Raw genomic sequence first — 23,909 nt, forward strand, 5'->3', positions numbered from 1 at the left:
GAGTAATGAACCTTTTGTTGCAGTTTTGCTTATAGCGGTGTGCCCAGCAGAACCCTGGACGGCGAAAACTCCACGCGCACCGGTTTGCCGCACGTCAGCGCCAATGCTTGCAGATACTTCGGCTCGGCCAGGGCGCATAGCGTCAAGCCGTTGGGCAGGGTGATGCGCACTTCGCTGGGACCATCGTCGGCGTCGAGGATTTTTTCGATGATGCCGCTGAGGCAATTGTTTCCAGGCGTTTCGGCTGAATCGATTGCCAGCACATCGAGCCAGCCGGCCTTGATCAATGCCACGACTTCGGTGCCGATTTGCAGTTCCAGGCGCTCGGTGCTGTCGTGGGTGATTTGCGCGTCGACGATCACGTCTTCGGCGACCTGGAGGCGAATCAGGTCGTTGCGCCCCTGAGGTTCGATCGCTATCACCTTGCCGTGCAACTGATTGCGTGCACTGGTGCGCAGCATCAAACGCCCGAGCAGGTCGAGGTCGCTCGCGTCTTCAGCGGCTTCCAGCACTTGAGCCTGCAAGGCTTGCAGCTTCTGGTACAGCCGCAACACCCGCTCACCTTCGATGGACAGGCGGGCACCGCCGCCGCCCTTGCCACCGACTATCCGCTCCACCAGCGGCTTTTGCGCCAGGTTGTTCAGCTCATCGATTGCATCCCAGGCGGCCTTGTAGCTCAGGCCCGCGCTTTTTGCCGCGCGGGTGATCGAGCCTTGTTCGGCAATGTGCTGCAGCAGGGCGATGCGCTGCGGACGGCGGACAATGTGCTGGGACAACAAGGTTGGCAAAGACATGGCAAGTCGCTTTGGGTGGTGACGATGGTGGGGACGTTGGCCGCTTGGGCCGCGCGAGTCAAGTCAGGGTGTCTCGCCGGGTTTTGGCGTGCGGGCCAGGCAATAGACGTCGACCCTCGTCGCACCGGCGTCCATCAGCAGGCGAGCCAGGGCCTGGGCCGTGGCACCGGTGGTCAGGACGTCGTCGACCAGGGCCAGGTGCTGGCCTTTGACGACGGCGCCGGGTGCCAGGGCGAAAGCGTTGCGCAGGTTCTTTCGGCGGGCTTCGGCGTTCAAGGCCTGTTGGGCGTCGGTGTCTTGGGTTCGTAGCAGCAACCGTTCGTCGCTAGGGATATCAAGACTTGCACTCAACCAGTGAGCCAGCATCGCCGCCTGGTTGAACCCGCGCTGGCGCAGGCGTCGGTTGGCCAGCGGCACCGGGATCAGCACATCGGGTCGCTGCAGATCGTCTTCGAAGCGATGTTGCAGGTATTGAGCGAGAAGTTCGGCGAGCAGGCGGCCAAACGGCCACTTTGCGTTGTGTTTGAAGCGGGTGATCAGGCTATCTACCGGAAAACTGTAGGTCCAGGGGACAATCACTTGTTCGAAGGCCGGTGGCTGCTTCAGGCAATGGCCGCAGGTCAGGCCCGCGGCCGGGAGCGGCAGGGCGCAGGTGATGCAATGATCGCCGAGCCAGGGCAGCTCGGTTTCGCAGGCCGTGCAGACAGGGGAGATGCCGTCGGCCGTTTCATCGCACAAAAGGCATGGCTGTTTGTTTTTTGACCAGATGTAAACCGGTCCTTCGTATCGTGGTTGACAGCGCATCGCTCTTCCTTAAATATGCCGAAACATCTGTGAGGCGGCTGTGACATTCCATTACCCAGCCGCGTGCCAAAGCATAATTCAAAGGAAACGCCCATGAGTGCCAGCACCACTGCAACCCTGCGTCATGACTGGACTTTGGCCGAAGTCAAAGCACTCTTCGTTCAGCCATTCAATGACCTGTTGTTCCAGGCGCAGACGGTGCACCGTGCGCATTTCGACGCCAACCGCGTCCAGGTATCGACCCTGCTGTCGATCAAAACCGGCGCCTGCCCGGAAGATTGCAAATATTGTCCGCAGTCCGGTCACTACAACACCGGCCTGGAAAAAGAAAAGTTGATGGAAGTGCAGAAGGTCCTCGAAGAGGCCGCTCGCGCCAAGGCCATCGGTTCGACCCGCTTCTGCATGGGCGCGGCGTGGAAGCACCCGTCGGCCAAGGACATGCCTTATGTACTGAAGATGGTCGAAGGCGTGAAAGCCCTGGGCCTGGAAACCTGCATGACCCTCGGTCGCCTGGATCAGGAGCAGACCGAAGCGCTGGCCAAGGCCGGCCTCGACTACTACAACCACAACCTCGACACCTCGCCCGAGTTCTACGGCAGCATCATCACCACCCGCACCTACAGCGAGCGCCTGCAAACCCTGGCGTATGTGCGTGATTCGGGGATGAAGATCTGCTCCGGCGGCATTCTCGGCATGGGCGAGTCGCTGGATGACCGCGCTAACCTGCTGATCCAGCTGGCCAACCTGCCGGAGCATCCGGAGTCGGTGCCGATCAACATGCTGGTGAAAGTCGCCGGTACGCCGCTGGAAAATGCCGACGACGTCGATCCGTTCGACTTCATCCGCATGCTCGCCGTCGCGCGGATCCTGATGCCAAAATCCCACGTGCGCCTGTCCGCCGGCCGCGAAGCCATGAACGAACAGATGCAGGCCCTGGCGTTCTTCGCCGGCGCCAACTCGATTTTCTACGGCGAAAAACTGCTGACCACCGCCAACCCGCAGGCCGACAAGGACATGCAACTGTTCTCGCGTCTGGGCATCCTGCCGGAAGCCCGCGAAGAGCACGCCGATGAAGTGCATCAGGCCGCTATCGAGCAGGCGCTGGTGGAGCAGAAGAGCAGCGAGCAGTTCTATAACGCAGCCGTCTGAGTCTTCCACCGACTTCTCGGGTTGGAATGCAGAACACTGTGGGAGCGAGCTTGCTCGCGATTGCGTCAGGTCCGTCGACATCAATGTTGAATGTGACGCCGTCATCGCGAGCAAGCTCGCTCCCACAGGAATCGCATTCATTTTGATTTCTGTGATCTGAACGTCGAGGCCTGCATGTCTTTCGATCTCGCCGCACGCCTTGCTGCCCGTCGTGCCGAAAACCTCTACCGCCAGCGCCCGCTGCTCGAAAGCCCGCAGGGGCCGCAAGTGGTGGTCGATGGCCAGCCGTTGCTGGCGTTCTGTAACAACGACTACCTGGGCCTGGCCAATCATCCGCAAGTGATCGAAGCCTGGCGTGCCGGCGCTTCGAAGTGGGGTGTGGGTGGAGGGGCGTCACATTTGGTCATCGGCCATAGCGCCCCGCACCATGCCCTGGAAGAAGCGTTGGCCGACCTGACCGGTCGCCCTCGCGCGTTGCTGTTCACCACCGGTTACATGGCCAACCTCGGCGCGGTCACGGCGCTGGTGGGGCAGGGTGATACGGTGCTCGAAGACCGGCTCAATCATGCGTCGCTGCTCGACGCGGGGCTGTTGTCCGGCGCGCGGTTCAACCGTTATCTGCACAACGACCCGGTGAGCCTGGCCAAACGCCTGGAAAAAGCCACCGGCAATACGCTGGTGGTCACCGACGGCGTGTTCAGCATGGACGGCGATATTGCCGACTTGCCAGCGTTGGCCCGAGAGGCCAAGGCCAAAGGCGCCTGGTTGATGGTCGATGACGCTCATGGTTTTGGTCCGCTGGGTGCCAACGGTGGTGGCATCGTCGAACATTTCGGTTTGAGCCAGGAAGACGTTCCAGTGCTGGTCGGTACCCTCGGCAAAGCGTTCGGTACGGCCGGTGCCTTTGTGGCCGGCAGCGAAGAACTGATCGAAAGTCTGATCCAGTTCGCCCGTCCCTACATCTACACCACCAGCCAGCCACCGGCGCTGGCCTGCGCCACCCTGAAAAGCCTGGAACTGCTGCGCAGCGAACACTGGCGCCGCGAGCATTTGCAGACGCTGATCCGCCAGTTCCGCCTCGGTGCCGAACAGATTGGCCTGGAACTCATGGACAGCTTCACGCCGATCCAGCCGATCATGGTCGGCGACGCCGGGCGTGCGGTGCGCTTTTCGCAAATGCTGCGCGAGCGCGGGTTGATGGTGACCGCGATTCGCCCGCCGACCGTACCCGCCGGCAGCGCTCGACTGCGGGTCACGCTGACGGCTGCCCACAGCGAAGCCCAGGTACAGCTATTGTTAAACGGACTGGCCGATTGTTTTCAACAACTGAAGCCGGAGCCAAACCATGCGTGATCGTCTGATTCTGCTGCCCGGCTGGGGCCTTGGCGTTTCACCGCTGGAGCCTTTGGCGGCGGCCTTGCGCGGGCTGGATGAGCACCTGCACGTCGAGATCGAGCCGTTGCCGGAGCTGGAGTCGAGCGATCTTGAAGAGTGGCTCGATGAGCTTGATTCGACATTGCCGCAAGATACCTGGCTGGGCGGCTGGTCATTGGGCGGCATGCTCGCCTGCGAGTTGGCGGCTCGGCGTGGCGATCGCTGTTGTGGTTTGTTCACCCTGGCCAGCAACGCTTCTTTTGTCGCCCATGAACAATGGTCTAGCGCCATGCCAGGGGAAACCTTCGATGCGTTTCTGGCGGGATGTGAAACCGATCCGCGCGCGACGTTGAAACGCTTTTCACTGCTCTGCGCCCAAGGCGCCGAAGACCCGCGTGGCTTGTCGCGGTTGTTGCTCGGGGGCGCACCGAATACCGCCGCGCCGGTGCTGCTCAGTGGTCTGCAAGTGCTCGCGCAACTGGATACCCGGCAGGCACTGCAATCGTTCCGCGGTCCGCAACTGCATTTGTTTGCCGGCCTCGACGGGCTGGTGCCGGTGGAAGCGGCGGGCGAGTTGTTGGCATTGCTGCCGGATGTCGAAATCGGTCTGATTGAACAGGCCGGCCACGCGTTTCTCCTGGAAGATCCCCACGGTGTGGCGGGGGCGATCCAGGCCTTTTTGCATGAGTCCGGCGATGACTGATTTATCCCTTCCCAACCTGCCCGGCGGCTTGCCCGACAAGCGCCAGGTAGCAGCCTCATTCTCCCGCGCGGCGGAAAGCTATGACAGCGTGGCCGAGTTGCAGCGTGATGTCGGCAGCCAATTGCTCAGGCGCCTGCCGCAGAGCTTCGTACCGCAGCGTTGGCTGGATCTGGGCTGTGGCACCGGGCATTTCAGTCGTGCCTTGGGGGAGCAATTTGCGGGCAGTCACGGTGTGGCGCTGGACATCGCCGAAGGCATGCTCAACCACGCCCGGCCATTGGGCGGTGCCGCGCACTTCGTGGCCGGCGATGCCGAGCGTTTGCCACTGCAGGATTCGACCTGCGATCTGATCTTCTCCAGCCTGGCGGTGCAGTGGTGCGCGGACTTCGACTCGGTGCTCAGTGAAGCCTTTCGGGTGCTGAAACCGGGTGGCATTTTCGCGTTTGCTAGTCTTTGTGCAGGGACGTTGTTTGAACTGCGCGACAGCTGGCGGCAGGTCGATGGCATGGTGCACGTCAACCGCTTTCGGGAGTTTGGTCTGTATCAACAGTTGTGTGCAGCCAGTGGGTTACGTGTCGTCAGTCTGCAAAACGAACCGCACGTGCTGCATTACCTGGATGTGCGCAGCCTGACCCATGAACTCAAGGCGCTGGGCGCGCACAATCTTAATCCCGGGCGGCCCGGTGGCTTGACCGGCCGGGCGCGGATTTTGGGTCTGATTGAGGCTTACGAGCAGTTTCGTCAGGCCCAGGGCCTGCCGGCGACTTATCAAGTGGTGTACGCCGTTTTGGAGAAACCCTTATGAGCGCAGCCTATTTCATCGCCGGTACGGATACCGATGTCGGTAAAACCACGGTCGCTGCCGGGCTGCTGCATGCGGCGCGTTCAGCGGGATTGAGCACAGCGGCGGGCAAACCGGTCGCTTCCGGTTGCGATGTGACGCCCAAAGGCCTGCGCAACGCCGATGCGCTGGCCTTGCTGGCGGAGTGTTCGCTGCCGCTGACGTATGCACAGGTCAATCCGGTGGCCTTCGAGCCGGCCATTGCCCCGCATCTGGCGGCGCGAGAGGCGGGCGTGGCGCTAACGGTGCAGTCGTTGCTGGCGCCGATGCGGCAGATTTTGAGCATGCAGGCGGACTTCACCCTGATCGAAGGCGCCGGCGGCTGGCGCGTGCCGTTGGCGGATCAGGACAATCTGTCGGACCTCGCCATCGCATTGAAGCTGCCGGTGATTCTGGTGGTCGGTGTGCGCCTGGGGTGTATCAGCCATGCCTTGTTGACCGCCGAAGCGATTGCCCGGGACGGTTTGCAACTGGCGGGATGGGTGGCCAACATCATCGACCCGAAGACCTCGCGGCTGGAAGAAAACCTGGCCACCCTTGCCGAGCGCCTCCCGGCGCCGTGCCTGGGGCGTGTGCCTAAACTCAAGGCCGTCACGGCCGAAGCAGTGGCCGAGCACTTGCAACTGGACCTGTTGGATTGACGTTTTTGCAATGCGGGTTTTGCCTATGTTAAGGCACTGTGCCATTAGTGTTTTTGTCGGGTGTTTTGCCAGCCACTCTGCTTCAATGGCCGCTGTTGATCCTTTGCAAGGACGAGTTTTCCCATGGAAATCTCAGGAAGCACCGCTTTTTATGCCGGTCTGAGCACCCTTCAGGCAGGGCAGAACCGTGTCGATCAAGCCGCCGGGCAGATCGCCAACATGACGATCGAGCGTTCGGTCACCAGCCAGTCCTCCGAGGCGCAGGTCGATCGGCTGCGATCAGTTGATCGCAGCCAGCAATCGAACCTGAGCAGCAACGTGGTCGAAATGGCCCAAGGCAAGATTCAGGCGGAGCTGGGCGTGAAAGTCGCCAAGGCAGCCGACGAAGTGCTCGGGACGTTGATCGATACCTACGCTTGATTCTTTAAAGAATCCGCACCCGCCAGCGCCGCGTTTGTTCGCGGCGTTTTTCTGCGTAAGTCTTTCTTGCTCAACTAATCTTTTCAGTGTGGCGGGCTGCTTCGAAAGCGCGGCTGCGTTGTCCTGTGCCTGTGTGTCCAAGCCTGCGATGACGAACGGCAAAAGATCGACGCTTGACAAGATTTCGGCGTAAACGTATGTTTCAAACAACTGTTTGATCGCAACAACAAATCAACGCGGTCGTTCATTCCCGGTTACATCAGCAGAGGTTTATCGCTATGCCTGACTACAAGGCCCCCTTGCGTGATATTCGCTTCGTTCGTGACGAACTGCTCGGCTACGAAGCGCACTATCAGAGCCTTCCGGCTTGTGCCGACGCAACTCCGGACATGGTTGACGCCATTCTTGAGGAAGGCGCCAAGTTTTGTGAGCAGGTACTGGCTCCGCTGAACCGCGTGGGCGACATCGAGGGTTGCACCTGGAGCGAATCCGGCGTCAAGACCCCGACTGGCTTCAAAGAGGCCTACAAGCAATTCGTCGAAGGCGGCTGGCCAAGCCTGGCCCACGACGTTGAGCACGGCGGCCAAGGCCTGCCGGAGTCTCTGGGGCTGGCCATCAGCGAAATGGTTGGCGAGTCCAACTGGTCGTGGGGCATGTACCCAGGCCTGTCGCACGGTGCGATGAACACCATCTCCGAGCACGGCACCCCTGAGCAGCAAGAGGCTTACCTGACCAAACTGGTTTCCGGCGAATGGACCGGCACCATGTGCCTGACCGAGCCGCACTGCGGCACCGACCTGGGCATGCTGCGCACGAAGGCCGAGCCTCAGGCCGACGGTTCCTACAAGGTTTCCGGCACCAAGATCTTCATCTCGGCCGGTGAACACGACATGGCCGACAACATCGTCCACATCGTACTGGCCCGCCTGCCGGATGCACCGGCTGGCACCAAAGGCATCTCCCTGTTCATCGTGCCGAAGTTCATGCCGAACGCTGATGGTTCGGTCGGCGCGCGTAACGCCGTATCCTGCGGTTCCCTGGAACACAAGATGGGCATCCACGGCAACGCTACCTGCGTGATGAACTTCGACGGCGCCACCGGTTTCCTGATCGGCCCGGCGAACAAAGGTCTGAACTGCATGTTCACCTTCATGAACACCGCACGTCTGGGGACCGCGCTGCAAGGCCTGGCCCACGCCGAAGTCGGTTTCCAGGGCGGCCTGAAATACGCTCGTGACCGTCTGCAAATGCGCTCGCTGACTGGCCCGAAAGCGCCAGACAAAGCCGCTGACCCGATCATCGTCCACCCTGACGTGCGCCGCATGCTGTTGACCATGAAGGCATTCGCCGAGGGCAACCGTGCGATGGTTTACTTCACCGCCAAGCAGGTCGACATCGTCAAGTACGGCGTGGACGAAGAAGAGAAGAAGAAAGCCGACGCACTGTTGGCGTTCATGACGCCAATCGCCAAAGCCTTCATGACCGAAGTCGGTTTCGAATCGGCCAACCACGGTGTGCAGATCTATGGCGGTCACGGTTTCATCGCCGAGTGGGGCATGGAGCAGAACGTTCGCGACAGCCGCATCTCGATGCTGTACGAAGGCACCACCGGTATCCAGGCACTCGACCTGCTGGGCCGTAAAGTGCTGATGACCCAGGGCGAGGCTCTGAAAGGCTTCACCAAGATCGTCCACAAGTTCTGTCAGACCAACGAAGGCAACGAAGCGGTTCAAGAGTTCGTCGCTCCGCTGGCTGCACTGAACAAGGAATGGGGCGAGCTGACCATGAAGGTCGGTATGGCCGCCATGAAAGATCGCGAAGAAGTCGGCGCGGCCTCCGTGGACTACCTGATGTACTCCGGTTATGCCTGCCTGGCCTACTTCTGGGCTGACATGGCGCGTCTGGCTGCCGAGAAACTGGCTGCCGGCACTTCCGAAGAGGCCTTCTACACCGCCAAGCTGCAGACTGCGCGCTTCTACTTCCAGCGCATCCTGCCGCGTACCCGCACTCACGTCGCAACCATGCTGTCGGGCGCCAACAACCTGATGGACATGAAAGAAGAGAACTTCGACCTGGGCTACTAAGCCTTAACGCAGTCCTTCAAAAGAAACCGCCGCTTCCTCCGGGAGCGGCGGTTTTTTTTGCGCTGTGGTCAGGCCTTGCTCACCATGGCGTCGGGTCCAGAGGGCCGACGCCAGTCGGGGTGCTCACGCCTTCGCCGTTACGTATGAACGGCAGGTGCCAGAAGTCGTTAGGCACCACCGGATCGCCAGGCTTGACGCCTTCCGGAAAGATGAACTCAAACACTGGCGCCACATACTGTCCGGCAATCAGTCCATTGGCGACGGTCAGCGTGCCCGCATTCTGGAGGCAACTGTCCACGCCGGCCTGGGATAGGCTTAGCTGTGGAACGCAAAGTGACCGCGCAACGACGCGCAAGGTACGTGTCGGCTGGCTAAGCAGCCCGGTGGGCGCTCTGGTCGCACGTAATCTGGCGCGTTGTGGCTGAGGACCCGTGTTCTGTGTAGTAATACCACCCGAGGCTCCCAGGCAGCTGGCCGCAAGGCCCAGCGCAGGGTTGCATTCACCCGTCATCTCATAGGGTGTAATCCAGCGATTGGTTTGCACACCCGTCGATGGATTGACATCTATCAGATAGATGTCGACCGGGGTCTGGATGTCGGTGGTCGAGGCTTCAAGGAAAATCCGGTCCTGCGTCTCCTGGGCTACTCCGTTGATGGCCGTTGCTGCCGGGTCGGCCGTGCCGATGCCAAACTCCCCGATAGCCAGGTAGCTGGGTTGCGAACCAGGCTGAGTGTAGATCCCGACATTCGCCTCGATCGTGTGTGCAGAGATGAAGTCCGGGAGGCCCGTTGTTGCTGACTTGAACAGAGTACCGGACCAGCTGATGAAGTCGCCGACTTCGAAGGGTGCCTGTTGTGTCGGGTCGGGGTCCGTCGCCGTGCGTGTAGCATCGCTGAATCTCTTCATGACGTACTGGCTGCAATAGACCTGCCCCACCGCTGGACCCGAGAGCTCTCCACTGGCCGGAGGCGTGACGCCGGCCTGGCTGAAGTTGCGGCAGTTGTTGGTCGTGGTCGGGGTGACCACTGTTGGCCGGTTTTTCTGCGGGCAGAGTGCATCGTCCCCGGAAATCGTACGTGGCACGCACATCGGGTAGCCAGTGGCGGCATGGATGGTCGGGTTGGCATCATCGACGGAGAAGCGTGGGTCGGGGCTTTGGGCGCGGCCAAAACGTCCATTCGGATCGTTGATCTGAATGATCGTGGGTTGCGTCGGGTTCCCGCTGTCAACTTCGAGGTTGCCGTTGGTGTAGTCGATCCGGGTGATGACACCGCTGCCCGCGTTGACTGATTGCTGGGAGACAAAGATCAGCCCGGCAATTTGCTTGTTGGAGACAGTATTGCCTACCACATGGATCTCGAACGAGGGATAGGCCGCCGGTGATTTTCCGAGCGCCAGGGTTCCAACCCTGACGAAGTCGGCCCAAGTCAGGGTGTTGGCCGGCATCTGCATAACGGTGTTGCAAGGGACAACAATCGTGACGCCGTTCAACTGGACGGTTCCCCCAAAGCGGCCCGGGTCGCTGGTATTGGGGCAATTCGCATTGGTGGTGTCCAGGGTCATGTTTTGGATAAAACCGGTAACGTCAAACCCATGAATCGCAGTCGGGTTTGTAAAAAACGGATCGGGCAGTGTGGGTGTCGTGAACGGCGAGGGCAAACCCGGGGGCTTGGCAGTCCCGCCGCCACCACCGCCACCGCCACCGCCAGCTCCGTTTTTGGCAAATGCATCTCCACCACCACCAATGGCCAGTGCGACAGCGACGGCACCGGCGAGTAGAGCATGGCGACTGAAGATACCGTTGAATCGTTTGTGAGGCAGCAGCGGTATGGCGAGCGTTTTTTCGTAAAAAGATAAGCTCATGGCTCACTCCAGAATCTTGCAGGACCAATTGCCGGCCGATCGAGATCGCGGATCTGCTGATGCGCTGAATTCTGCGCAAGAAAAACGCAAAGCCGTGAGTGTCGAATTGGGGCTCGATCCGGCGGGATAAGTGCCTGTGTACGGTCGACACTTGCCGTTCGGATGCTTTCACCTACGTTGCGTTGGCCGGTTACGGACGCAAACGCGAGAGACATTTCCTTGAGCCTGAGGGGCACATAGCAGTAGTCGTGCCTGATTGGTTCAGTCGCTTGTTAGCCAGCAAAAATGCGGGCTGCGCTGATGTCGGTGATATATACATAGTTATATGTTATGTGGTTAACGCCGAAGTGGGTGGGGATATATGCCCAAGTTTGGAGTGCTGTGAAAAGTTTTAGTGGGTGTGTCTCCATTAGTGGTAGTTGAGAAGTGTTGTCTATTAAATACGACTAAGGTCGTAGGTATGTAAGAGGGGGTGTTGAAGAGGGGGCGAGAAAATAGTCTTGTATGGGAGGTGTAAATAAAAAAGCCAATGGCTCGCGCAGTGCAACTTGCGCACGAATGGGTTTTATATGTCTGGTGGATGTTTCTATTGTCTGACGATCGATGCGGGTTCGCAGGTGTTTTTTAAAGTGCCGTTTACACCGCGGTGTTTGGATTAGCAAATACTCTGCCAGCTTCAAAAAACGCCACCTGGTGGCGCGATGTCCTTTAAATGCTGGCTTTATAGGTCATTGGTGATCGCTTGGTGTGGGCTGTTTGGGGAATGGCACCCAATAATGGGGTGAGGTTTAACCAGAACTGAGGAATAGTGCGCAGTTGCTGTTATTAGTAGGGTTTCTTGAATTGGCTTAAATAAAAAATATTGAAAATTTCATGTTGAAATGTTTTGTTGCGACTAGAGTTGCATCAAGCACTACTCAGTAGTGCGAAATATCATTTTTTAAAAATGCCTGAGCCACGAGAGTGCTTTGCCAGTTAGGTCTCGCATTGCCCATGCAACTTCAAGTTGATGTGGTTATTCGAGCGAGCAGCAAGATTTATGGCGATGAGCTCATCTCGCAACAGGGCAACCGCGGAGCCTGACTACTCCGTACTGAATCGGGGACGTCGTCATGTTTAAGTATTTGAGCATTTTTCGAACCACCTGCTTGCCCTGTGCGATGGTGATGACACTGTTCGCCATTGGCCTGCCCGTCATGAGCGTTTGGGCTGCAGACCCGGTCGTTCCGGCGGTGCCGGACGTGCCCAGTCTGCAGTCACTGCGCGGCATGACGCCACCCGACCCTTCGGGAACCGAAGGCGGGCGCAAAGTCGACCTGATGACCGACTACGTGCTCAATCGCTCGGCGGCAGTGCTCCTGGGCAAGGCACTGTTCTGGGACATGGAGATCGGCAGTGACGGTTCCACCGCTTGCGCATCCTGCCACTTCCACGCGGGTGCCGATCACCGCACCACCAACCAGATCAACCCGGGCCAGGCGAACACCAACGCGAACGTCTCGTCGATCTTCAACAAGCCGTTCACCGCCTCGGACATTCCGGGTGATGTGCCGAGCTACACCACCAAATCCGGAGGCAAGGGCGGCCCGAACTACCTGCTGAAGAAAAACGACTTTCCGACCCATGTGCTGGCTGATCCGCTGGATCGCAATTCGGCGATTGTCTATTCGACTGACGATGTGATTGGCTCGCAAGGCGTGTTCGACGCCAACTTCGTCAAGCCCAATCAGTCGCGGTTCGACAAGTGCATTCAGCAACCGGACGGCATCTTCCAGGTGGGCGGTATCAATGTTCGCCGTAGCACCGGGCGTAACGCACCGACGGTGATCAACGCTGCGTTCAACGTGCGCAACTTCTGGGATGGCCGGGCCAACAACGTATTCAACGGTTTCTCACCGTTCGGCAATCGCGACCCTGACGCCGGGATTTTCGTGACCAGCGATCGCAGTGGCGTGGCGACCAAAGTCAGGCTGGCGCTCAAGGATGCTTCCGCCGCCTCGCAAGCGGTAGGGCCGCCCGGCAGCCCGGTGGAAATGTCTTGCGGCGGGCGTACCTTCGCCGACATTGGCCGGCGCATGCTCGACACCTTGATGCTCAAACAGCAACGGATCTCGTCAATCGACTCAGTACTCGGGCCGGTGTCCGGCGGCCGTCGGCCGACTTACCGTGAATTGATCAAGAACGCGTTCCAGCCGCGTCTGTGGAATGCCACGCAACAGGTCTCGCTGGGCGGCGCCCCCTACACCCAAATGGAGGCGAACTTCCCGCTGTTCTTCGGCCTGGCGATTCAGATGTATGAGTCCACGCTGATCTCGGACCAGGCACCGCTGGATGCCTATTTGCAGGGCGATCATACGGCCATGAACGACCAGCAGGTCCAGGGCATGAATCTGTTCCTGGGCAAGGGCAAGTGCATCAGTTGCCACGGCGGCGCGGAATTGACCAACGCCGGCAGCCGCTTGCTGTTCCATCCTCAGGAACGGATCGAACGCATGGTTATGGCCGACAACCTGATCACGCTGTATGACAACGGCTTCTACAACACCGGGGTGCGTCCAACGTCGGAGGACCTGGCGCTCGGTGGCTCGGATGCGTGGGGCAATCCGTTGTCCTTCACTCGGGAGTACAACACCTTACTCCAGGGCGGCCAGATCCCTGACCCGCTGGAAGTCGATGTGTGCACCTTCGAAGCGCCTTTGAGCCCGGCCATCCCATGTGACGCGACGCTCAAGCCCAGTGTCGGTTTCCGCGATGCGGTCGATGGCGCCTTCAAGACGCCGACCTTGCGCAATATCGCGTTGACCGGGCCGTATTTCCACAACGGCAGTCGCGCAACGTTGCAACAGGTGATGGAGTTCTACAACCGCGGCGGTGACCGGCGTGGCGAAGATGCCAGCAACACCAGCGGCTTCGAGCATCCGGCGGTCAATCAGCACAACGGCTCCAATCTTGATCCGGACATCACCCGTCTGAACCTGGCCCCGGATGAAGTGGATGCACTGGTCAAGTTCATGGAAGTCGGACTGACCGACCCTCGGGTCGCCTGGGAACGGGCGCCATTTGATCATCCGTCGCTGGTGCTGGTACAGGGCGAAAAGGGTGATGAAAACTCTGTCGGGCAAAAACCGGCCAGCCCGAAGATCACTTCCCGGCAAGCGAAGGACGCCGAAATCCAGCTCAATCCGGTCGGTGCCGAAGGTCGTACGGCTCTGGAAGGGCCACTGCAACCGTTCAACAACGACCTGTAACCGTATTTGCCCTTGCGTCACTGGCGGCTGATGGACGCCAGTGACGACCTTTTACAAATACCTCAGTATTTCACTCAGCAAATCGGGGTTTCTGCCGTTAAAGAGGGTGGGCACAATGCCATCTTTTGATCTGACGGGTCGGAGCTTTACCCTTGCTGCGTTCTTCCGCCGTGCGTTTCAGTCATTTCCTGCCGTCATTACTGCTGTTGCTGGCGGGGCTTGCGGCTGCGTACATCAAGGATCTGAACGTTTTCTTCACGTCGCTGTTCAACGTGCTACCCACTCTGGTGTTGTTGCTCGGTGGCGCCTATTGCGCGGTGTACCGACGCCAGCGTGAACTGTTTCTGATGGTTACGGTGTACATCGCCTACTTCCTGCTCGACACCCAGACCGACTATTACCGCGACAACGGCAAGGCGCGTGACGATGCCGCCGTGGTTTTTCATTTGTGTTGCCTGCTGCTGCCGCTGCTGTTTGGCGGGTTCGCGGCGTGGCAGGAACGCACCCATCTGTTCCAGGACATGATCGCGCGCTTCGCCGTGTTGCTGGCGGTCGGCTGCGTGGCGTTGGGGCTTGAGCAAAGTTATCCACACGCGCTGCTGATCTGGCTGTCGGAGATTCGCTGGCCTGCCTTGCATGGCGCCTGGATGAGCCTGATCCAGTTGTCCTATCCGGTGTTCATTGCGGCGTTTATGCTGCTGGCCTGGCAATACTGGTGCAACCCGCGACCGTTGCATGCCGCGCAATTGGTGGGGCTGCTCGGGTTGTTCTGGATGTTGCCGAAAACCTTCATCCTGCCGTTCACGCTGAACATCATGTGCAGCCAGGTGATGCTGATGATCGCCGCCGCCGTTGCCCACGAAGCCTATCAAATGGCCTTCCGCGACGAACTGACCGGGCTGCCGGGCCGTCGTGCGCTGAATGAACGCATGCAACGGCTGGGGCGCAATTACGTGTTGGCCATGAGCGACGTCGACCACTTCAAGAAATTCAACGACACCCACGGTCACGACGTCGGCGACCAGGTGCTGCGGCTGGTGGCCAGCAAACTGTCGAAAATCGGCGGTGGCGGTAAGGCGTATCGCTATGGCGGCGAGGAATTTGCCCTGGTGTTTGCAGGCAAGACCCTCGAAGAGTGCATGCCGCACCTGGAAGTCATCCGCGAGTCCATCGCCACTTACAACATTCAACTGCGCAATCAGGAAAATCGCCCGCAGGACGATAATCAGGGGCGCCAGCGCCGTGCCGGTTCCGGTGCGTCGAGTGTATCGGTGACGGTCAGTATCGGCGTGGCCGAGCGGATCGATCAACGCTCCCCGGAAGAGGTGCTCAAGTCCGCCGACCAGGCGCTCTACAGTGCCAAGGGCGGCGGGCGCAACTGTGTGATGGCGTTAGGGCAGAACCGCCGTGGCGCCGTGCGCATGGACGCCGCTACGGTTGAGTGATGATGGCGCATTCAGCGAGCGGAAAGTGATTGTGAGGCGTGGTCGGCAGCAGTAGGTTGGAGAATTCTGCCGACGGAGAATGACCATGCCCGAGTACAAAGCTCCCTTGCGCGACATGCGCTTTCTGATCGACCACGTCTTCGACTTTCACAGTAACTACGCCGCGCTGGGGGCTGCCGATGCCAGCCCGGACATGGTCAATGCGATCCTCGAAGAAGGGGCGAAGTTCTGCGAAAACGTGCTGTCGCCGCTCAATCGCAGCGGCGATGAAGAAGGCTGCCATTTCGACAATGGTGTGGTCACCACGCCGGCGGGCTTCAAGCAGGCCTTCACCCAATATGTCGAGGGCGGCTGGCATGGCCTGGCGGCGGATCCGGTTTACGGCGGTCAAGGGTTGCCGATATCTCTGGGCCTGGTTATCAGCGAGATGGTGGGTTCCAGCAACACCTCATGGGGCATGTACCCCGGCCTGACTCACGGTGCGATGTCGGCTATCCACGCCCATGGCACCGAGGCGCAGAAGCAGACCTATTTGAAGAAGCTCACCGCTGGCAAATGGACCGGCACCATGTGCCTGACCGAGGCCCATTGCGGCACCGACCTGGGCATCATCAAGACCCGAGCCGTGCCTTCGGCCGATGGCAGCTATGCGATCTCCGGCAGCAAGATTTTCATCTCCGCCGGCGAGCACGACATGAGCGCCAACATCATTCATTTGGTGCTGGCCAAGTTGCCTGACGCACCGGCCGGGACCAAGGGCATTTCGCTGTTCATCGTGCCCAAGTTCCTGCCCGATGCAACAGGCGAAGCGGGCGAGCGCAACGGCGTGTCCTGCGGCTCGATCGAACACAAAATGGGCATCAAGGCCTCGGCCACCTGCGTGCTGAACTTCGACGAGGCCAAGGGCTTCCTGATCGGCGAGCCGAACAAGGGCCTGAACTGCATGTTCACCATGATGAACCACGCGCGGCTGGGCACCGGCATGCAAGGGCTGTGTCTGGGGGAGGCGAGCTTCCAGGGTGCGATCAAATACGCCAACGACCGTTTGCAGATGCGCTCGCTGACCGGCCCGAAAGCGCCGGAAAAAGTCGCCGACCCGATCATCGTGCACCCCGATGTGCGGCGGATGTTGCTGACCATGAAAGCCTTCAACGAAGGCAACCGCGCGCTGACCTACTTCACTGCGCAGTTACTGGACGTGGCGCACCTGAGTCCGGATGAAACGGCGCGGCAGGACGCCGAAGACCTGCTGGCGTTCCTCACGCCGATCTGCAAAGCCTTCATGACCGACACCGGGCTGGAGGTGACCAACCACGGAATGCAGGTGTTTGGCGGCCACGGGTTCATTCGCGAATGGGGTATGGAGCAACTGGTCCGTGACTGTCGGATCGCGCCGATCTATGAGGGTACCAACGGCATTCAGGCACTGGACTTGCTCGGGCGCAAGGTGCTTGGCAGCCAGGGCAAGCTGCTGCGCGGCTTCACCAAAATCGTCCACAAGTTCTGCGCGGCGAACGCCGAGCATCCACAACTGGCCGGGTATGTGGCGCAACTCAATCAACTAAACCAGCAGTGGGGTGAATTGACCACCAAGGTCGGCATGGCCGCGATGAAAAACCCGGACGAAGTCGGTGCCGCGTCGGTGGATTACCTGATGTACAGCGGTTACATCATCCTCGGCTACCTATGGTTGCGCATGGCGCTGGTGGCTCAGGCGCAGCTCGATGCGGGCAGCAACGATGGAGATTTCTGCCGGGGCAAACTGGCGACCAACGAGTTTTACTTCAAGCGTCTGTTGCCACGCACTGCCGCTCATCGGGCGGCCATAGAGGCGGGTAGCGATTGCCTGATGCAACTGCCAGCGGAGTTGTTTGCGCTTTAGTCATAAAAGTCCGTTACAAAGAAGCTCGCCTGCGCGGGCTTTTTTGTTGATGACTAAAAATAACAAAATGGTCATGAGTTGACCCTATGTGTCGCAAAAGTTGTTGAGGTACACTCCGACCCAACGAAAACACTCTTCCTGTGAATCACCTGTATAGATCTTGCGAGGTTTGCCATGGCTGACTACAAAGCGCCCCTGCGCGATATGCGCTTCGTCCTCAATGAAGTTTTCGAGGTCGCCAAACTCTGGGCCGAACTGCCTGCACTGGCTGAAACCGTGGATGCAGAAACGGTCGAAGCCATCCTGGAAGAAGCCGGCAAAGTCACCAGCAAAAGCATCGCACCGCTGAGCCGTGCCGCTGACGAAGAAGGTTGCCATTGGGCGGACGGTGCCGTCACCACGCCGGCAGGTTTCCCACAGGCCTATCAGACCTACGCTGAAGGCGGCTGGGTCGGTGTCGGTGGCGATCCGTCCTACGGCGGCATGGGCATGCCCAAAGCCGTTTCGGCCCAGGTCGAAGAAATGGTCAACTCCGCCAGCCTGTCGTTCGGCCTGTACCCGATGCTGACCGCCGGCGCTTGCCTGTCGATCAACGCTCACGCCAGCGAAGAGCTGAAAGCCGCGTACCTGCCGAACATGTACGCCGGCATCTGGGCCGGTTCCATGTGCCTGACCGAGCCACACGCCGGTACAGACCTGGGGATCATCCGTACCAAGGCCGAGCCTCAGGCCGACGGTTCCTACAAGGTCAGCGGCACCAAGATCTTCATCACCGGTGGTGAACACGACCTCACCGAAAACATCATCCACCTGGTGCTGGCCAAGCTGCCGGATGCACCGGCGGGTCCGAAAGGCATTTCGCTGTTCCTGGTGCCGAAGTTCATGGTCAATGCCGATGGCAGCCTGGGCGCGCGCAACCCGGCGAATTGCGGTTCGATCGAGCACAAGATGGGCATCCAGGCGTCCGCGACCTGCGTGATGAACTTCGATGAAGCCGTGGGCTACCTGGTCGGCGAGCCGAACAAAGGCCTGGCGGCGATGTTCACCATGATGAACTACGAGCGACTGGGCGTCGGTATCCAGGGCCTGGCCACTGGCGAGCGCTCGTACCAGAACGCCGTGGAATACGCCCGCGACCGTCTGCAAAGCCGTTCGCCAACTGGCGCACAGAACAAGGACAAAGTGGCTGACCCGATCATCGTCCACCCGGACGTGCGTCGCATGCTACTGACCATGAAAGCCTCGAACGAAGGTGGCCGTGCGTTCTCCACCTACGTGGCGATGCAACTGGATACCGCCAAGTTCAGCGAAGATGCCGCCACCCGCAAGCGTGCGGAAGATCTGGTGGCGTTGTTGACCCCGGTGGCCAAGGCGTTCCTGACCGACCTGGGCCTGGAAACTACCGTACACGGCCAACAGGTCTTCGGTGGCCACGGTTACATCCGTGAATGGGGCCAGGAGCAACTGGTGCGCGATGTGCGCATCACCCAGATCTACGAAGGCACCAACGGCATTCAGGCGCTGGACCTGGTCGGGCGCAAGATCGTGGGTAGCGGCGGGGCGTTCTACAACCTGTTCGCCGACGAGATTCGTCACTTCACGGCGACCGCCAGCGCGGACCTCACCGAGTTCACCAAGCCACTGAACGACGCCGTTACCACCCTTGATGAACTGACCGCGTGGTTGCTGGACCGGGCAAAAACCAATCCGAACGAAATCGGCGCGGCGTCGGTCGAGTATCTACAGGTGTTCGGCTACGTGGCGTACGCCTACATGTGGGCCCTGATGGCCAAGGCGGCTTTCGGCAAGGAAGCGCAAGACGATTTCTATGCCAGCAAACTGGGCACGGCGCGGTTCTATTTTGCCCGCCTGCTGCCGCGCATCCACTCGTTGAGCGCGTCGGTGAAGGCCGGTAGCGAATCGTTGTTCCTGCTGGATGCAGGACAATTCTGATGAAGTAGCGTTATGTAAGCATTCTCTTACATAACGTGCTGCTGTTCTCCCATAGATGCAAATTGGATCCAGAGCTAATCTACTTCTCATGGACGTAGCGCAGGAAGCGCAAAGCAACAACAGGGACACGTAGGATTCTGCCAGGACGGCGGAGTGAAATGGATGTCAGGGAAACAGTCTGCAAAGCCCCGCTTCGGCGGGGTTTTCTTTTGCCTGAAGAAAAGTTTTCAGCTTGCCCCATCCAGAGCCTGCGCGCTGTTCAAGCGTTCATCCGGGCCGTTTATCACTTCTTCCAGCAATGTCCGCAGCAATGCCAGTGAGGCCTGCTGCCGTTGCACATCCCGACACACCAAACCGACTTTCAGCGGCACGCGTGGTTCGCTCAGGGGTTTCCACAGTAGTTCATGGTTGCCATGGGTCTTTTGCGAGCGACCGGGCAATACCGTCGCCAGGCGCGTGTGCGGCAGGCTGTCGAGAATACCGGCCATGTTGTTCAGTTCGGCTTGCACCTGAGGGCGACGTCCGAGGCTTGTCAGCTGTGCCTGCCAGATCTGCCTTATTTGAAATTCCTCGCCCAGCAGCAACATCGGCAGCTCGGCGGCCTGACTCATGGACACTTTCTTGAATTCACGCAGCGGATGCTCCGCCGGGATGACCAGAGTCAGTTCATCTTCGTACAGCATCACGCCATGCAAGCCAGGCTGGCGGGGTGGCAGGTAGCTGATGCCGATGTCCAGAGAGCCGTTGAGCAGGCGCCGCTCGATTTCCAGGCCGGTCAGCTCATAGATCTGTACCACCAAATGCGGCTGTGCCTTGCGCACCCGCTCGAGCATCTGCGGAACCAGGCTGGTATGCACGGTCTGCAATACACCGATGGCCAGGGTGCGCAGCGCCTGACCCTTGAAGTTGCCGAGCGCTTCCCGTGCCCGTTGCAGGCCATCGAGCAAAGGCAGGGCGTGGTTGTACAGCGTGTGGGCGGCGAGGGTCGGCAACAGGCGTTTGCTGCTGCGCTCGAACAGGCTCACATCGAGGTTTTGCTCGAGGTGGCGGATTTGCTGGGATAGCGCCGGCTGGGAGATGGACAGGCGCTCGGCAGCCCGGCCCACGTGACCTTCTTCATAGACCGCGACGAAATAACGCAGTTGCTTGAAATCCATAACTATTACTTATCGAAAATGCTGAGAAATCGAAATGGCTGAACGCCCCGTCTGAGCCTAGTCTAACCGCATTCACAGGGCTTACAGGGCCACAGAGCGTGATGAATACCGTTTGCTTCGATGGTGTTTACATAGGTAAGGCAAAAAACCTCAAAAGAGGTTTTTTCAGATGAATCTGTTCAGTCTGCGTCGCAGTCCTCCCAGTCTTGATGACCTGGTCATGGACGCGGCCCTGCCATCCCAAGGCGATAACCTTTCCTGCGAGTACTTGATGCCCAGTGTCGAGCGGCCGAAACAGGTGTTTGTGCGCGGCCAGGGTTCATGGTTGTGGGACAGCGATGACCGTGCGTATCTGGATTTTTCCCAGAGCGGCGGGGCCAACAGCCTTGGTCACAGTCCTTCAGTTCTGGTCAACGCAATCACCGCCCAGGCTCAATTGCTGATCAATCCGGGTTTCGGCCTGCATAACCGAGGCATGCTCAGCCTCGCCGAGCATCTGTGTGCCAGCACCGGTAGTGATCAGGCTTACCTGCTCAATACCGGCAGCGAAGCCTGTGAGGCAGCGATCAAACTGGCGCGCAAATGGGGTCAACAGCATCGCGGCGGCGCGTCGCGAATCATTGTCGTCAACAACGGTTGCCATGGCCGTAGCCTGGCGACGATTTCGGCGTCGGACAGTTCGACATTGATCAACCGGTTCGAGCCGCAATTGCCAGGCTTCAGTCGTGTTCCGCTCAATGATCTGCCAGCGTTGCATGCGGCCGTGGATGAACGGACCGTAGCGATCATGCTCGAGCCGATCCAGAGCGAAGCCGGCGTGATCCCGGCCACCGCGCACTACCTCAAGGGCGTCGAACGCTTGTGCCGTGAACTCGGCATTTTGCTGATCTTCGACGAAGTGCAAACCGGCATCGGCCGTTGTGGCACCTTGCTCGCGGAACAATCCTACGGTGTAACAGCGGATATCGTCGTGCTCGGCAAAGGGTTGGGCGGCGGCGTGCCATTGGCCGCGCTGCTGGCGCGGGGCAAGGCTTGCTGTTTCGACGTTGGCGAGGTGACAGGTACTCATCACGGTAATGCGTTGATGACGGCGGCGGGACTCTCGGTACTCGATACCGTGCAGGACAAGGCCTTCCTCAAACACGTTGCAGAAGCCGGTCAGCACCTGCGTGAAGGATTGGCGCGTCTGGCCCACCGTTACGATCACGGCGAGTTGCGCGGACAAGGGCTGCTTTGGGGGCTGACGCTGTCGGACGATTCCGCTGACGCGGTGGTCAAGGCCGCGCTGTACGAAGGCCTGCTGCTCAATGCCCCGCAACCCGACTGCCTGCGCTTTACCCCGGCGCTGAATGTCAGCAACGCCAACATCGATGAAATGCTCCTGCGCCTGGCGCGTGCCTTCTCTCGAGTACGCACCGCGCAATTGCAGTGCCGCAAAGGGATTGCCGTCTGATCAGACGCGCCCTGCACACATTCCAGAACCGTCTCGCGGTAATACGCACGCCCCACGCCCGACACTTTTGGCGTGGGGCGTTTTTTTGTCTGCGAAATTCAATGAAAGGGGCGCCACCGTCTCGGCACTCAGCACGCAAATCAGCCCGCCTGTTCCATCACCCGCCGATAAAACAGCCACTCCTGCTCCAGCGCATGGGCCTGATTGCCGGCCTTGCGAAAGCCATGGCGTTCGTCCGCGTAGTAATGCGCTTCCACCAGGATGCCGTTGTCCTGCAGCGCCGTGACCATGTCGCGGGTCTGCTGCGGTACGACCACGGCATCCAGTTCTCCTTGAAAGAAGATCATCGGCACGCGGATGTTGCTGGCATGCAGCAGCGGTGTGCGGGCGGCGTAGCGTTCGGCATCCATTTGCGGATCGCCGATCAGCCAATCCAGATAGTCGCTTTCGAATTTGTGGGTCGCGCGCCCCAGCGCCAACGGATCGCTGACCCCATACTGGCTGGCGCCGGCGCAGAACACGTTGTGAAAGGCCAAGGCGCAAAGGGTGGTGTAGCCGCCGGCGCTGCCGCCGCGTATGAAGGCCTTGTCGCCGTCGATCAAGCCGCGTTGGTTGAGGTAACTGACCACGGCGCAGGCGTCTTGCACATCCACATCGCCCCAACTCAGGTGCAATGCCTGGCGATAGGCCCGGCCATAACCGCTGCTGCCGCGATAGTTGAGGTCGGCCACGGCGAAGCCCCGCTGCGCCCAGTACTGGATACGCGGATCGAGCATCGGGTAGCACGCCGAGGTCGGGCCGCCATGGACGAACACCACCAATGGCGGTTTCGCCGCGCCGGTCATCGCCGGGTAGAAGAAACCGTGTGCTTCGCCTGAGCCACTTGGGTAGCGCAAGGTTTGCGGGCGGCTGATCTGTTCGGGAGGAAGCGGTGCGATGCCGCCGGCCAGGACGTTCACTTGCCGGCTCTGGCGGTCGATGGCGATGACGGCAGTTGAACTGACGGGGGACGCCGCGATGCAATAGATGAACTGCTCATCCACGGCGAGATGGCGGAAGCGGCTGTAGTCGCCGGTGAAGTCGGCGCTGGAATCGCCGCATATGCCCAATCGGCCAAACCCGCCTTCGGTCCAACTGGCCAGATAACTGTCGTCGCCGAGCGGCAACCAGGTGCTGCCACCGAGTTGCCAGGGCGCGGGGCCATGGTCGGCGGCGGCGCTTGGCAATGGGCTCAGGCCTTTTTCAGATTCCATCCATGGCTGCCAGAAACCGGCGCGATCGGTCAGGCAATACAAGCGACCGTCGGCATCAAACCGCGGTTGTTGCACAGACTCTTGCGCGCCTTCGCCCGCCACACAACGAGCCTCGGCAAACCCGCCATTGGCGAGGCGTTCGGCAACCATCAAGCGGGTCGCTGTCCATGGCTGATCCGGGCGACTCCATTCGATCCAGGCCAGGCGCCGGGCATCAGGGCTCAGCGTCGGTGCCGCGTAGAAATCAGCACCCTCGGCCAGCAGGTGACGTGCGCCATCGAACAGATCGATCGCCACCAGTCGGTGTTGATCGCGAAGTTCCTCGACCGCCAGCACCTGCCCGTTGGCGAACTGTAAATCACCATAACGGCACGCACTGGACGTCAGCCTTTCGGGCGCTTCGCCTTGCAGTGATTGCCGATACAGTTGCTGGTCTGCCTCGTTGACGAAAACGATACCGTCGTCCGTCAGGCAAAACGCTCCGCCGCCATATTCGTACACCCGACTGCGCACGCTGAACCCCGGTGGCGTCAGGCATTTCGCTGCACCGTCACGCCAATGCCAGATCCGGCACGCCGCGTCTTCGGGTCGGTACTCGTTCCAGAACAGGCCCTGTCGACCGACCTGCAGTTCGGCAAAGTCGATGCCGGCTGCAACGGCTTTGGCAGCGCTGAAAGGTTCAGCTTTTGGCGATGAGGCGTGAGTTTCGTTCATTGCGAAAGGCCAGTTGGTCGATGGTCTGGGTCGCGTGCTCGGCTTCTTCGCGAGCCTTGAGGATCACGCCATGTTGTGGCGACTTGCTGCATACCGGGTCGGCGTTGCTTGCATCGCCGGTGAGCATGAA

Annotated in this window: 17 protein-coding genes and 1 pseudogene; 12 read left to right on the forward strand and 6 right to left on the reverse strand. The window is 60.0% G+C overall.

Features of this window, described 5'->3' with window-relative positions:
- Positions 1-29: 29 nt before the first annotated feature.
- Together AC1D1M_RS22515 and AC1D1M_RS22520 are read right to left on the reverse strand one after the other, a co-directional pair.
- Positions 30-794: a TOBE domain-containing protein gene (locus AC1D1M_RS22515; RefSeq protein ID WP_477777308.1), complete on the reverse strand. Its 765-nt coding sequence runs from the start codon at positions 792-794 to the stop codon at positions 30-32.
- Positions 795-857: 63 nt separating this feature from the next.
- Positions 858-1,598, reverse strand: a complete 741-nt coding sequence (locus AC1D1M_RS22520) for a phosphoribosyltransferase family protein (RefSeq protein ID WP_477777309.1) — start codon at positions 1,596-1,598, stop codon at positions 858-860.
- 93 nt (positions 1,599-1,691) lie between these two features.
- Between AC1D1M_RS22520 and bioB the strand changes: the two genes are divergently transcribed.
- The 7 genes from bioB (at position 1,692) to AC1D1M_RS22555 (ending at position 8,810) form a co-directional block, all read left to right on the forward strand.
- The gene (gene bioB, locus AC1D1M_RS22525) at positions 1,692-2,747 is read left to right on the forward strand and encodes a biotin synthase BioB (protein WP_108231655.1); all 1,056 of its coding nucleotides are present in this window, start codon (positions 1,692-1,694) and stop codon (positions 2,745-2,747) included.
- A 174-nt stretch (positions 2,748-2,921) separates the two neighbouring features.
- Positions 2,922-4,100 carry an 8-amino-7-oxononanoate synthase gene (gene bioF / locus AC1D1M_RS22530; RefSeq protein WP_477777310.1) on the forward strand — a complete coding sequence of 393 codons (1,179 nt, stop codon included), beginning with the start codon at positions 2,922-2,924 and terminating at the stop codon, positions 4,098-4,100.
- On the forward strand, positions 4,093-4,824 hold the full coding sequence (locus AC1D1M_RS22535) for an alpha/beta fold hydrolase (protein ID WP_477777311.1): 732 nt from the start codon (positions 4,093-4,095) through the stop codon (positions 4,822-4,824). Before bioF ends, AC1D1M_RS22535 begins: the two co-directional genes overlap by 8 nt.
- Positions 4,817-5,629 carry a malonyl-ACP O-methyltransferase BioC gene (gene bioC, locus AC1D1M_RS22540; protein ID WP_477777312.1) on the forward strand — a complete coding sequence of 271 codons (813 nt, stop codon included), beginning with the start codon at positions 4,817-4,819 and terminating at the stop codon, positions 5,627-5,629. Before AC1D1M_RS22535 ends, bioC begins: the two co-directional genes overlap by 8 nt.
- On the forward strand, positions 5,626-6,306 hold the full coding sequence (bioD, locus tag AC1D1M_RS22545; RefSeq protein ID WP_477777313.1) for a dethiobiotin synthase: 681 nt from the start codon (positions 5,626-5,628) through the stop codon (positions 6,304-6,306). The genes bioC and bioD overlap by 4 nt, the downstream gene beginning before the upstream one ends.
- 123 nt (positions 6,307-6,429) lie before the next feature.
- On the forward strand, positions 6,430-6,726 hold the full coding sequence (locus tag AC1D1M_RS22550; protein WP_477777314.1) for a pyrroloquinoline quinone biosynthesis protein PqqE: 297 nt from the start codon (positions 6,430-6,432) through the stop codon (positions 6,724-6,726).
- Between the two features lie 278 nt (positions 6,727-7,004).
- The gene (locus AC1D1M_RS22555) at positions 7,005-8,810 is read left to right on the forward strand and encodes a phenylacyl-CoA dehydrogenase (RefSeq protein ID WP_008051571.1); all 1,806 of its coding nucleotides are present in this window, start codon (positions 7,005-7,007) and stop codon (positions 8,808-8,810) included.
- A 79-nt stretch (positions 8,811-8,889) separates the two neighbouring features.
- Here AC1D1M_RS22555 and AC1D1M_RS22560 read toward each other — a convergent pair whose 3' ends face one another.
- A complete protein-coding gene (locus AC1D1M_RS22560; RefSeq protein ID WP_477777315.1) occupies positions 8,890-10,674 on the reverse strand; it encodes a hypothetical protein in 1,785 nt (594 codons plus the stop codon).
- A 1,112-nt stretch (positions 10,675-11,786) separates the two neighbouring features.
- Here AC1D1M_RS22560 and AC1D1M_RS22565 point away from each other — a divergent pair.
- The 4 genes from AC1D1M_RS22565 to AC1D1M_RS22580 all read left to right on the forward strand — a co-directional run bounded on the left by AC1D1M_RS22565 (position 11,787) and on the right by AC1D1M_RS22580 (position 19,202).
- Complete coding sequence (locus tag AC1D1M_RS22565) at positions 11,787-13,922, forward strand: cytochrome-c peroxidase (protein WP_477777316.1); 2,136 nt, start codon at positions 11,787-11,789, stop codon at positions 13,920-13,922.
- Positions 13,923-14,074: 152 nt separating this feature from the next.
- On the forward strand, positions 14,075-15,367 hold the full coding sequence (locus AC1D1M_RS22570) for a GGDEF domain-containing protein (protein WP_477777317.1): 1,293 nt from the start codon (positions 14,075-14,077) through the stop codon (positions 15,365-15,367).
- Positions 15,368-15,452: 85 nt separating this feature from the next.
- Positions 15,453-17,249 carry an acyl-CoA dehydrogenase C-terminal domain-containing protein gene (locus AC1D1M_RS22575; RefSeq protein WP_477777318.1) on the forward strand — a complete coding sequence of 599 codons (1,797 nt, stop codon included), beginning with the start codon at positions 15,453-15,455 and terminating at the stop codon, positions 17,247-17,249.
- A 174-nt stretch (positions 17,250-17,423) separates the two neighbouring features.
- Positions 17,424-19,202, forward strand: a complete 1,779-nt coding sequence (locus AC1D1M_RS22580; RefSeq protein WP_477777319.1) for an acyl-CoA dehydrogenase C-terminal domain-containing protein — start codon at positions 17,424-17,426, stop codon at positions 19,200-19,202.
- Positions 19,203-19,429: 227 nt separating this feature from the next.
- On the opposite strand, the gene AC1D1M_RS22585 is transcribed toward AC1D1M_RS22580, so the two are convergent.
- Entirely contained in the window at positions 19,430-20,359 is a 930-nt protein-coding gene (locus AC1D1M_RS22585) for a LysR family transcriptional regulator (protein ID WP_477777320.1), read from the reverse strand.
- Positions 20,360-20,528: 169 nt separating this feature from the next.
- Between AC1D1M_RS22585 and AC1D1M_RS22590 the strand changes: the two genes are divergently transcribed.
- Complete coding sequence (locus AC1D1M_RS22590) at positions 20,529-21,812, forward strand: aspartate aminotransferase family protein (protein ID WP_477777321.1); 1,284 nt, start codon at positions 20,529-20,531, stop codon at positions 21,810-21,812.
- A gap of 140 nt (positions 21,813-21,952) precedes the next feature.
- Here the strand turns inward: AC1D1M_RS22590 and AC1D1M_RS22595 are convergent, their stop codons facing one another.
- Both AC1D1M_RS22595 and AC1D1M_RS22600 read right to left on the reverse strand, forming a co-directional pair.
- Positions 21,953-23,779: a S9 family peptidase gene (locus AC1D1M_RS22595; protein ID WP_477777322.1), complete on the reverse strand. Its 1,827-nt coding sequence runs from the start codon at positions 23,777-23,779 to the stop codon at positions 21,953-21,955.
- Positions 23,745-23,909: pseudogene (locus AC1D1M_RS22600) on the reverse strand (pyrroloquinoline quinone biosynthesis protein PqqE); the annotation flags it as partial. The pseudogene AC1D1M_RS22600 and the gene AC1D1M_RS22595, both read right to left, overlap by 35 nt.

It is taken from the genome of Pseudomonas sp. P1_F7 (assembly GCF_056405655.1).

Excerpts from the sequence above, each read along its gene's own strand:
- AC1D1M_RS22550 (WP_477777314.1), top strand. The coding sequence starts at position 6,430 with ATGGAAATCTCAGGAAGCACCGCTTTTTATGCCGGTCTGAGCACCCTT.
- AC1D1M_RS22575 (WP_477777318.1), top strand. The coding sequence starts at position 15,453 with ATGCCCGAGTACAAAGCTCCCTTGCGCGACATGCGCTTTCTGATCGAC.
- AC1D1M_RS22590 (WP_477777321.1), top strand. The coding sequence starts at position 20,529 with ATGAATCTGTTCAGTCTGCGTCGCAGTCCTCCCAGTCTTGATGACCTG.
- AC1D1M_RS22535 (WP_477777311.1), top strand. The coding sequence starts at position 4,093 with ATGCGTGATCGTCTGATTCTGCTGCCCGGCTGGGGCCTTGGCGTTTCA.
- AC1D1M_RS22580 (WP_477777319.1), top strand. The coding sequence starts at position 17,424 with ATGGCTGACTACAAAGCGCCCCTGCGCGATATGCGCTTCGTCCTCAAT.
- bioC (WP_477777312.1), top strand. The coding sequence starts at position 4,817 with ATGACTGATTTATCCCTTCCCAACCTGCCCGGCGGCTTGCCCGACAAG.
- AC1D1M_RS22585 (WP_477777320.1), bottom strand. The coding sequence starts at position 20,359 with ATGGATTTCAAGCAACTGCGTTATTTCGTCGCGGTCTATGAAGAAGGT.
- AC1D1M_RS22555 (WP_008051571.1), top strand. The coding sequence starts at position 7,005 with ATGCCTGACTACAAGGCCCCCTTGCGTGATATTCGCTTCGTTCGTGAC.
- AC1D1M_RS22595 (WP_477777322.1), bottom strand. The coding sequence starts at position 23,779 with ATGAACGAAACTCACGCCTCATCGCCAAAAGCTGAACCTTTCAGCGCT.
- AC1D1M_RS22560 (WP_477777315.1), bottom strand. The coding sequence starts at position 10,674 with ATGAGCTTATCTTTTTACGAAAAAACGCTCGCCATACCGCTGCTGCCT.
- bioD (WP_477777313.1), top strand. The coding sequence starts at position 5,626 with ATGAGCGCAGCCTATTTCATCGCCGGTACGGATACCGATGTCGGTAAA.
- AC1D1M_RS22565 (WP_477777316.1), top strand. The coding sequence starts at position 11,787 with ATGTTTAAGTATTTGAGCATTTTTCGAACCACCTGCTTGCCCTGTGCG.
- bioB (WP_108231655.1), top strand. The coding sequence starts at position 1,692 with ATGAGTGCCAGCACCACTGCAACCCTGCGTCATGACTGGACTTTGGCC.
- AC1D1M_RS22515 (WP_477777308.1), bottom strand. The coding sequence starts at position 794 with ATGTCTTTGCCAACCTTGTTGTCCCAGCACATTGTCCGCCGTCCGCAG.
- AC1D1M_RS22520 (WP_477777309.1), bottom strand. The coding sequence starts at position 1,598 with ATGCGCTGTCAACCACGATACGAAGGACCGGTTTACATCTGGTCAAAA.
- bioF (WP_477777310.1), top strand. The coding sequence starts at position 2,922 with ATGTCTTTCGATCTCGCCGCACGCCTTGCTGCCCGTCGTGCCGAAAAC.